Source organism: Bacillus sp. TSO22, from assembly GCF_020223595.1.
Taxonomy (GTDB): Bacteria; Bacillota; Bacilli; order Bacillales; family Bacillaceae; genus Bacillus; species Bacillus inaquosorum.
Window position 1 is genome coordinate 229,363 of the sequence record NZ_JAHAWO010000014.1, and the last position, 10,779, is coordinate 240,141.

At 50.8% G+C, this 10,779-nt stretch carries 1 protein-coding gene; it reads right to left on the minus strand.

What is annotated here, in order from left to right; genetic code table 11:
* Positions 1-16: 16 nt before the first annotated feature.
* Positions 17-10,768 carry a surfactin non-ribosomal peptide synthetase SrfAB gene (gene srfAB, locus KHQ79_RS22470; RefSeq protein ID WP_418656667.1) on the minus strand — a complete coding sequence of 3,584 codons (10,752 nt, stop codon included), beginning with the start codon at positions 10,766-10,768 and terminating at the stop codon, positions 17-19.
* Positions 10,769-10,779 lie beyond the last annotated feature (11 nt).

Consider the following 10,779-nt stretch of genomic DNA (forward strand, 5'->3'; position numbering starts at 1 on the left):
GTAATTCCCTTGCGTTTTATTTTAAATTCTCCTCAAGCATGTCAAAGATATCGCCCATCTCGTCCATTTCAAGGTCTTCGGCGCTGAAGTCGCTCGGCGTGAATTCCTTGTCCTCTTTTTCCGTACAATGGCGGATCAGCATCAGGAGGTTTTCTTTAAACCGTTCCATTTGCTCCTCGACCGTAGCTCTTTCAAACTCCTTCTCATTGTAGGAGCAGGAAAGCACAAATCGGCCGTTCCTGATCATGCCGCTGAAGCTTAAAGCGTACAGCGCTTCTGATTCCTCGCTTACTTGGCGCCCCATATCGAAAGCGGACGGCTCAAAGAAGTCGGTTTTTACTTCACTGTCGAATTGGCCCAAATAGTTAAAGCTGATTTCTGGCGTGAAGCCCTTTGTATCCGCTGTTTCTGTGACATAACGGAGAATGCCGTAGCCAACACCTTTATCCGGAATGCGGCGCAGATTTTCTTTGACTGATTTGATCACGGCTGAGGCATCTGCTTCAGACATGTCGAGCACAACAGGATATTGTGCCGTAAACCAGCCGACCGTTCTGGAGATATTCACATTCGGAATGATGTCCTCCCGTCCGTGTCCCTCCAGATTAATGCCGATTTTGGTACCGTCTGTCCATTCTTTCATTGTTAGACCGAGCGCGCTGAGAAGAATATCATTGATTTCAGTTCCATATGGCTGATGAACATCCGTTAAGAGATGTTTGGTGTCTTCTTCCGTTAATTCACAGAGGACAGATGATGTATGTTTGACCATCCGCTGCACTGTTTCATAATCCTTCGGCACAGGAGAAACCTGTTCAGCGTCAATTTGCGCCCAGTATTCAGCCTGCTGTAAAAGATGCGCTGATTGACTGAATGCCGCCAGTTCTTCCGCCCAATCCTTGAAGGAATTTGTTTTTTGCGGGAAGACAATGTTCCCTTCTTTCTCAGCCTGCATGTAGCCTGAAGCAAAATCTTCAAGCAAAATCCGCCATGACACGCCGTCGACCACGAGATGGTGTACAGCGATGAGCAGGTGGTCGCCAGCTTCCGTACGGTATTGCTCCGCCTTGAGAAGCGGTCCGTTTTGCAGATCGAGACTGCTTTGCAGCCTGTTCGCGAGAATCTTGATCTGGCTTTTCAGCATGTTTTCATCGGAGCCATACAGATCCACGATTTCGAAGCTGACTTTGCTTTCGCTGATAGATTTATACGCTTGAAGGATGTTTCCGTTTTCCTCGCGATAGACCATACGGAGTGCATCATGGTGCTCGATCAGCGCCTGCAACGTTTTCTCCACCCGTTCAGGATCAAATCCTTTTTTGGCGTGAAGCATCACTGATTGGTTCCAATGGTGCTTGTTCGTGAAGTTCTTTTCAAAGAACCAGCGCTGAATCGGTGTCAGGATGACTTCGCCCTCCACTGGGCCTTGGTCCGCCTGTTTGCCTTCGGCACGCTCCACGTATTGGGTGAGCTCTTCGATCGTCGGGTGCTGGAAGAGGTCTTTCATTTCCAGCTTCCAGCCGTGCTGGTTCAAGCGGCTCGCCATTTGGATTCCTTTGATGGAATCTCCGCCAAGCGAGAAGAAATTGTCACTGACACCGATCTCCGGAATGCCGAGCACATCCTGCCAGATGCCTGCAAGCAGCTCTTCCATATCCGTTGCCGGCGCTTTGTATTCTCCGCTTCCCGCTTCGATGTCCGGCTCCGGCAACGCTTTGCGGTCAACCTTTCCGTTTGCCGTAACTGGAAGCTCGTTCAGCGTCACCCAGAACGCCGGGATCATGTAGTCCGGCAGGGTTTCTTTAAGCGAAGACTTTAATGCTTCTATGTCAGCTGTTTCCGGTGTCACATACGCCGCGATCGCTGTATTGCCGCCTTTATCTTTGACAGCTGTCACCGCCGCATCCTGTACCTCAGAAAGCTGGGCGAGCTGGACTTCGATTTCTGAGAGCTCGATCCGGTAGCCGCGGACCTTGACCTGCTGGTCGATCCGGCCGATGTATTCGATGCCACCGTTCACCCATTTCACCAAATCGCCGGTGCGGTACATGCGTTCACCCGGGACAAACGGATCAGCGACAAACCGCTTCGCGGTTTCATCTTCTCGATTCAGATAGCCGCGCGCCAGGCCGCGTCCCGCCACGCAAAGCTCTCCGGCTACGCCTTCCGGCTGCACCTGATTGCCCTCGCCGAGAATGTACACTCTCGTATTGGCGATCGCCTGCCCGATGGAAAGCGAGCCTTCCTCCGGATTGATTTCTGTGCTTGTGGCAACGACTGTGTTTTCTGTCGGCCCGTAGTTGTTGACGAGCGTGTACGGCTGTTTGACCGCACGCTTCAGCTTGTCTCCTCCAGTCAAGAGGACACGTAGTGATGTGTTCTCAAGCTCCATGAACTGTTCCGCCAGCTGCGTCGGCAGGAAGGTAATCGTCACGCCGTGCGTTTCGAAATAGTCGTTCAGGCGGACGATATCGAGGCGGATTTCTTCATCAATGACGTGAAGCTCGGCGCCGATTGTCCAGGTCGGGAACATCTCCCAAATGGAGGCATCGAATCCAAAGCCCGCGTATTTCGCACTGCGGTCCTCCTCTGTCATGCTGAACGCGTCGTGGTGCCAGAAGCACAGGTTCACAAGCGCATGGTGCTCAACCATGACACCCTTCGGCTGTCCGGTCGTTCCAGACGTGTAAATCATGTACGCGAGGTTCTCCGCGTTTGTATCCGCCTCTGGATTTCCCTCATCATTTTCATCAAGCGGCAGGCTTAGAATCGTGCGATCCCCGTCGAGAAGAATGACGTCTCCTGAGAAGCTATCCGGAACTGAAATACCTTCCTGTTTCAAGAGAAGCTTCGCGCCGCTGTCTTGTAAAATATAGTCAATCCTCTGATCCGGATAGTCAGGATCAATCGGCACAAACGCCGCCCCCGCCTTTAAGACGCCGAGCACCGCAGCGGACATTTCAAGCGACGGCTTCGTGAGGACGCCGACGCGCTCATCCGCGCTGATGCCGCAGTCGATCAGAATCCGCGCAAGACGGTTTGCCTTCGCATTCAGCTCCCCGTACGTCCATGATTGTCCGTTGAATGTGACAGCCGGGCGGTCTTTGTGGCGCTGAGCGGTCTCTTCGAATAGCTGATGAACGGTTTTGTCTGTCGGCACAGGGAGCGTTTTGCCCTTCCATGCATCGAGAAGCGTTTGTTTTTCTGTTTCCGTGACGATTGACAGGCTGGCAAGCGGCTGGTTCGGATTTTCCGCAACAGCCTTTAGTAAACGGAGAACGTATTCGCTCCATTTCTCAGCCGTCTCTCTTGAGAACAGATCAGTAGCATATTCAAGCTGCAGGCCGATGCCGTTTTCATCAGTGAATCCGCCTAATGTCAGATCAAACTTAGACGTTCCCTGATGGGCCTCATAAGGTGAAATGCTTAGGTTCTGCAATGTAAGCTGTTCTTTATCAGGATTTTCTGTCGTCACCATTACGTTAAACAATGGATTTCGGCTCATATCCCGAGGAAGATCAAGCTGATTGACCAAGTCCTCAAACGGATATTCCTGATGTTCAAGCGCTGACAGGTTCGTCTGCTTCGCTTTCTCCAGAAGCTCTGCAAAGGTTTGCTGTTCTTCCGCTTCCATTCTTAAGGCAAGCGTATTGACAAACATCCCCGGCATGTCTTGGACATCGGCATTCATCCGGCCGGCAGTGACGGAGCCGATGATGATATCCCGCTGTCCGGAAATTTTGCTTAAAAAGATGTGGAAAACAGCGTGAAGCACCATGTGCAAGGTCGTTCCGGTTTCTGCAAGCAGTTTCTCTACCGCCTTTGCCGTCTCGCTTCCCGTACGGAAACGGACCGTGTCTCCTTTAAAGCTTTGCACAGGCGGACGGGCGTAATCGAGCGGAAGATCAAGCTCCGGCAGCTCGCCTGAAAGAACCGAGAGCCAGTACGCCTCATGCTCCTTCATCCGTTCCTTTTGCGCAGCTTCATTTTGCCAAACGGCGAAATCCTTATAATGAAGCGCCGGCTCCGGAAGCTGTTCTCCTTTGTAAAGCAGCGCCAATTCTTTTACAAAAATGCCTCTTGATACGCCGTCAGCGATGATGTGATGCATATCCAAAAGCAGCAAGTGTTTCTTCGCTTCTATTCGAAGCAAAGCCGCACGAATGAGCGGCGCATTGTTTAGGTCGAATGGCCGGATAAATTCCTTGATCTTTTGTTCCGCTTCGTCTTCTTCCGCTTCAAACACATGAAGATCAATCACCGCCTCCTCAATAATGCGCTGAACAGGCTCACCATTGGCTTCTATAAATGATGTGCGCAATGACTCGTGCCGGTTCACAAGCTGATTCAGTGAGCCGCGCAGACGTGAAATATCAAGCTCGCCTTCCATCAGAAGGACAGATGGCATGTTGTAGCTGATCGTCTGCCGGTCAAGCTGATTCAGTACATACATCCGTTTCTGCGCGGATGACAATGGGTACATATCCTGTTTGTCAGCCGGTTTGAGCACATGATGGCCGCCTGAAACTGCCGATGCCTCCATATAAGCCGCAAGCTGGCGAACAGTCGGCTTCTCGAACAGTGCTTTAAGCGGTACGGTTTTCTCCAATTCGGCCTGAATGTTGGCGATGAGCATCATTCCTTTTAATGAATGGCCGCCTAAATCGAAGAAATTGTCGTCGATGCCGATCGCTTCTATGCCAAGCGTTTTCTGCCAAATGCGGCATAGGCTCTCTTCAAGCGCTGTTTCCGGTGCGGCTGAGGCCTTGCGTCCGGATTGTGCCGCGTTCGGCTTCGGCAATGCGTTTCTGTCGGTTTTCCCGTTTGCCGTCAGCGGAATCGCGTCCACCTGCACAAAGAAAGCAGGAATCATATGAGACGGCAGTGTTTGTGAAAGCTGGTTCCGGAGCGTTGCTTTTTCAATGTCTTGATCCGCCGTATAATACGCGCAAAGCTCTTGAAGTCCGCCCTCGGAAACCGCTAGCACAACCGCTTCATGAATTTCGCTGAGGCTGAGCATAACCGTTTCAATTTCTTTCGGCTCAATGCGGTAGCCGCGGATTTTCACCTGATCATCAGCCCGGCCGATAAATTCAAGCGTACCGTCAGAAAGTCTTCGTACGACATCTCCGGTTTTGTACATGAGGCTGCCCGGTGAATATGGATTTTCTACAAATCTCTCGGCTGTCAGCTGAGGCCTGTTGAGATATCCTCTCGCAAGCCCCTGCCCCGTGATATAGAGCTGGCCGCTCGCTCCTTGAGGCACAAGCTTTAACGCCTCATTTAAGACAAGCGCGCCGGCATTCGCAATCGGCTGTCCGATTGTCGGGCGTTTCGCGAATGCGCCCGGTTCAGACAGATTAACCCGTCCGGCGATGGCGCCGATCGTTGTTTCAGTCGGGCCGTAGTGATTGATAAATTCGGTATGCCCATACACCTTGCGGAAGGCGAGAACATCCGCCGGGATGATTTTTTCTCCTCCCAAGACAATCAAGCGCAAGGATTCAAAGTTTGGCTCTTTTGTAAAGCTGGCCGTGTTCACCATCGTATGGAACAGAGACGGTGTCAGTTTGATATATGTGATCCCGTGTTCCTTGATATAACGGCCAATTTCATCCGGTGCCGTATAGGTTTCCTTCGGCACGAGGTGGAGCTCGCCCCCTGCCAGAAGAACAGGGAACATGCTCGTATAGCCCAGGTCGAATGCGTAAGACGAAAGCAAAACAGACTTATCGGTTTCCGTCAGGCCCGCCTCATGATTAAACCAAGAAACATAGTTTGTCAGATTGCGATGCTCGATCTGCACCCCCTTCGGCTTCCCGGTCGTACCCGACGTATAAATGACGTATGCAAGATTACGAGATCCGGAAATCGGTGATGGGCGCTCCTTGCTTTCATTTCTCCATGCTGCGTCATCAAGGTTGACGATTGTTCCTTCATATTGCCCAATGGCCGTCATATTTCTTTCGTTCACGACCGTAATTCTCGCTCGGCTGTCCTCTAATGAATAGCGGATTCGTTCTTCAGGCGTATCAGGATCAATCGGAAGGAAAGCCGCACCCGACTTCATGACACCGAGAATCGATACCATAACCTCAGCTGACCGATCCATGACAATCGCGACGATGTCTTCACTTCCTGCCCCTTGCGCACGAAGATGATGCGCCAGCTGGTTCGCCTGTTCATCAAGCTCGCGATAGGTCAGCAGATTTCCGCCAGATATCACTGCAGGATGATCAGGTGTTTGCTGGGCCTGTTTTTCGAAAAGTGCTGCAAAGGTTGCTTCAGTAATTTGAGTTATATGTCTTTCTTCAAGCAAAGCAGCCGTTTCTGCTGGTGAAAGCAAGTCTACATCAGACAGCCGAACGTTCGGATTAGCCGCGGCCGCTTTGATGATATTGACAAAGTGGCTGCTCCAGCGGCGGATGGTTTCGTCCTTAAACAGAGCAGTCGCATAGTCAAAGCTTAGGCCGATATCCTCTTCACGCTCGACCGCTTCCAAGGAGAGATCGAATTTCGCCACGTGATGAAGCATGGAATACGAAGAAATCTTCAAATCTCCTAATCTCAATGAAGGAATCTCCATGTTCTGCATGTTGAACATCACGCTGAACAGCGGACTTCGGCTTGTGTCCCTTGTAAGCGGAAGCTTTTCAATCAGCTCCTCAAGCGGATAGCTCTGGTGCTCGAATGCTTGAAGGCTGGCTGTTTTGACCTCTTCCAGGAATTGCGCAAAGGTTTTATCTCCCGCAGGAGCCGTTCTTAGTGCCATCGTGTTGACAAACATGCCCGGCACACCTTGCAGATCAGGATGTGTTCTTCCCGCTGTCGGCGAGCCGACAATGATATCATCCTGTGACGCGTACTTAGAAAGGAGTACATTGAATGCTGCCAGCAAAAACATGTACATTGTCGTATCCGTTTCTGCCAAGAGTGATTTGATTTGAGCCGTGCTTTGCTTATCGAGCCCGAACATTACGCGCTCTCCCGCAAAGCTCCGTTCAGCAGGCCGTTCGAAATCCGCCGGTAGATCAAGAATCGGCAGCTCGCCTTTAAAGGTTTCGAGCCAGTATGCTTCATCTTTTTGATGATCAGCATGTTCTTTGTGCCAAACAGCGTAATCTTTATAGTGAATCTGCGGCAGCTCAAGATCAGCGCCTTGATATATTTTGGCGAGATCACCGATCAGAATGCCTGTTGAACTGCCGTCAGTGATGATATGGTGCATATCAATGAGCAGCAGGTGGCGTTCTTCCTCAAGCTGGACAAGCTTCGAACGGACGAGCGGCGCGCGGTTTAGTTCAAACGGCTGAATGAACGCTTTGATCATTTCCTCCGCGTCTTCTTCCCATCCCTTGGCAGCCTCCAGCTGGAACGATACGTTTTTATGAACGGTTTGTACAACTTCTCCATCGATCATGTCAAACGATGTCCGGAGGATTTCGTGCCGGTTGATTAATTGCTGAATCGCATTTTCAAGCCGGTCTCTATCTACTTCTCCCTCCAGCAAAAGTACAGCGGGGACGTTGTAGCTTGTGTTTGCTTGTCCAAGCTGATTGAGGATATACATTCTCCGCTGGGCCGGGGATACAGGATAATGCTGCTGATAAGGTGCTTGCTTGATCGGTTCAAACGTCTGCTCCTCCTTGCTTTCGTTCTCTTCCAAATACAGCGCCAGTTCTTGAATGGTCGGCTTTTCAAAAAGCACTTTAATCGGTACTTCCTTATGAAAATGCTCCTGGATTTTCGCCGTCATCATCATCGCTTTCAAAGAATGACCGCCGATCATAAAGAAGTTATCGGTAACGCCTGCTTTGACGCCGAGTATCCCTTCCCAGATCTCCGCTAATTTCTTTTCACTCTCTGTTTCTGGTGCTGCGTACTCCGGCTGCGCGGTTTCTGATTGAGGCGCAGGCAGTTCTTTTTTGTTGATTTTTCCGTTTGGCGTGAGCGGCAGGCTGTCCATCTGAATCAAATGTGCAGGAACCATATAGTCAGGCAAAGATTGAGACAGTGTTTTTCTCAGCCCGCTCACAGACACTTCACGGTCCGCCGTAAAGTATGCACAAATTTCATTTTCGTCTGCTTTGTTCTTGCGGATGATCACGGCAGCCTCTGTCACATGCTCTGCCATGTTCAGTTTTGTTTCAATTTCGCCAAGCTCAATTCGGAAGCCGCGCACCTTCACTTGATTGTCGATTCTTCCTAAAAACTCGATATTGCCGTCCGGCAGCCATCTTGCCAAGTCGCCAGTGCGATAAATCCTTTCACCCGCTCTGAACGGATCTTCGAGAAATTGCTTCTCCGTCAGCTCAGGGAGATTGACATATCCTCGCGCTACACCGATTCCGCCGACGCACAGCTCGCCGGGCGCGCCAATTGGCTGCAGGCGCTGCTGCTCATCCATGATGTAGGCAGTCGAATTTCCGATAGGTTTCCCGATTGGAATAGAGCCGCTATACTCACGGTCGATCAGAAAACTTGTTGAAAACGTCGTGTTTTCAGTCGGGCCGTATCCGTTCCACAATGAAAGCGACGGCGATGCCTGTTTCACTTTGCTGACAATATGCGGCACGAGGGCGTCTCCGCCGATAATTAAATGTCGCAGTGTGCCGAACATGCCGGCATCCTTTGCGGCAAGCTGGTTGAATAAAGGTGATGTCAGCCACATGGCCGTGATTCTCTGTTCGCGCAGGAATGCTGCAAATTGTTTCGCATCAAGCAGCGTCTCTTTTTTGACAGGGTAAAGCGCTGCGCCATTCAGCAGTGCGCCGAATACTTCAAAGGTTCCGGCATCAAAGCTGACAGCTCCCGTTTGCGCCATGCAGTCCTCTTCATGGACAGGAACATACCCGCCATTTTTGACGAGACGAAGAATGCTTTTATGTTCAATCATGACGCCTTTCGGTTTGCCCGTCGAACCAGATGTGTACATAATGTACGCCAAATCAGTCGGTGCGGATGGCAGATTGAGATTGTCAGCCGCTTCGCTCTCTTCAAAACCGCTGTCCAGTGTAAGTACCGGCACTTGCAGCTGATGTGCCTGCTCTGTATAAGACTTTCCGGCCAATACCATCCGAATGGAACTGTCCTCTGCCATGAAACGAAGACGATCCTCAGGAAGCGCTGGATCAAGCGGCACATAGGCGGCGCCTGCTTTTAACACAGCCAGCATGCCGACAACGGTTTCTGCCGATCGGTCGTTCATTATCGCGGCTGTTTCCCCTTTTTGAAGACCTTGTTCGACAAGCTTTCTAGCCAGACGGTTAGCCGCTCTATTCAGCTCACGGTACGTCAGCTCGACTCCTTCATATACGACGGCAGTGCTCGCCGGCGTCCGTTGCGCTTGCTCTTCAAACACTTGATGAACCCCCATTCCTTCAGGGAGTTCGGCTTTCGTGCTGTTAAACACCTCGACAATTTGCCGCTGCTCTTCGTCTCCCACAAGCCCGTACTCACGCACAAAAGCGGCCGGCTGATCGACAGCTGCTTCCATCATGCGGGTAAGGTGCTCCGCTGTCCGTTCGATAAAAGCGGAATCAAAGGCGGCTCCGTTATATTTAATTTTGACGGTCCACGTTTTGCCCGGATACACAATCAGGTTGAAATCGAAGCTCGTTTGTTCAAATGCGCTTTCTACCTTGATCGAAAACCCGAGGCGATCTTCCATGCTGCCGTTTTCAAGCTCTTGATCAAGCGGATAATTTTCAAACGCGACCAGATGGTTCAAGAGATTGCTGTCGAGCGCTGAGCGTTTTTGAATCTCATAGAGCGGCACGTAATCGTAACGCTCCGCCTCTACTGCATGCTGCTGAACAGCTGAGAAAATATCAGCGAAAGCAGCATCTTGATCTACTTTTACCCGCACTGGAATGGTGTTGATAAACAGCCCCGCCATCGTTTCAATCCCGTTGATTTCAGACGGCCGTCCCGATACGACCGTGCCGAAGACAACGTCCTTCGTAAAGTTGTATTTACTGAGAACAATGCCCCAAACAGCCTGAAACAGGTTAGGCCCCGTCACTTGATGGCGGTTTGCGGTTTGCTGAATGCGGGCAACCAGTGTTTCGTCCCATGTAAATGAATATTCTTTATTGACGTATTCATCTTTGTTCTCAGGCAGACGGCCCGGGAGCACGCTCGGCTGTTCAAAACCCGCCAAGCGTTCGCTCCAGTAGCTCTCTGCTTCTTCATTGTCCTGTTTTCCAAGCCACTTGATGTAGTCGGAATAAGGCTTGCCCTGACCGTTTGCCGGTGTCCGGCCTGCTCTGAGCGCTTCATAGTTTTGGAACAGGCTTTTCATGAGTACGCCCATGCTCCAGCCGTCCATCATAATATGATGATTGCTCCAGACAAGATACAGCTGATCTGCATCAAGACGGAAAACCGCCACCTTAAACAAAATGTCTTTTGCCAGGTTAAAACCTTGGCGCTGCACGTCTTGTTTATAACGCTCGATGTGCTCTTTTTGGCGGTCTCGGTCCGCATGACTGATATCTTCATAGTGCACCTTTGTTTTGCGTTCCGCCAATACAACCTGACGCGGTTTTTGCAGCTGCTGGTGCACAAATACCGTACGGAGAATATCGTATGACCGAATCAGTTCATTGACGCTTTTCTCAAAGATTTCAAGATCAAAAGCACCGTGAATCCCAAGCTCTAATTGTGTGAAGTACGAGGAAGAATGCGGATCAAGCATCGCATGATACAGCATTCCCTCCTGCATCGGTGTCAGCGCGTACACCTTTTGAATCGATTTTTTGCTCATATGCCACCTCT

Bases quoted from the DNA above. Each gene is read 5' to 3' on its own strand.
- srfAB (WP_418656667.1), bottom strand. From the start codon at position 10,768: ATGAGCAAAAAATCGATTCAAAAGGTGTACGCGCTGACACCGATGCAG.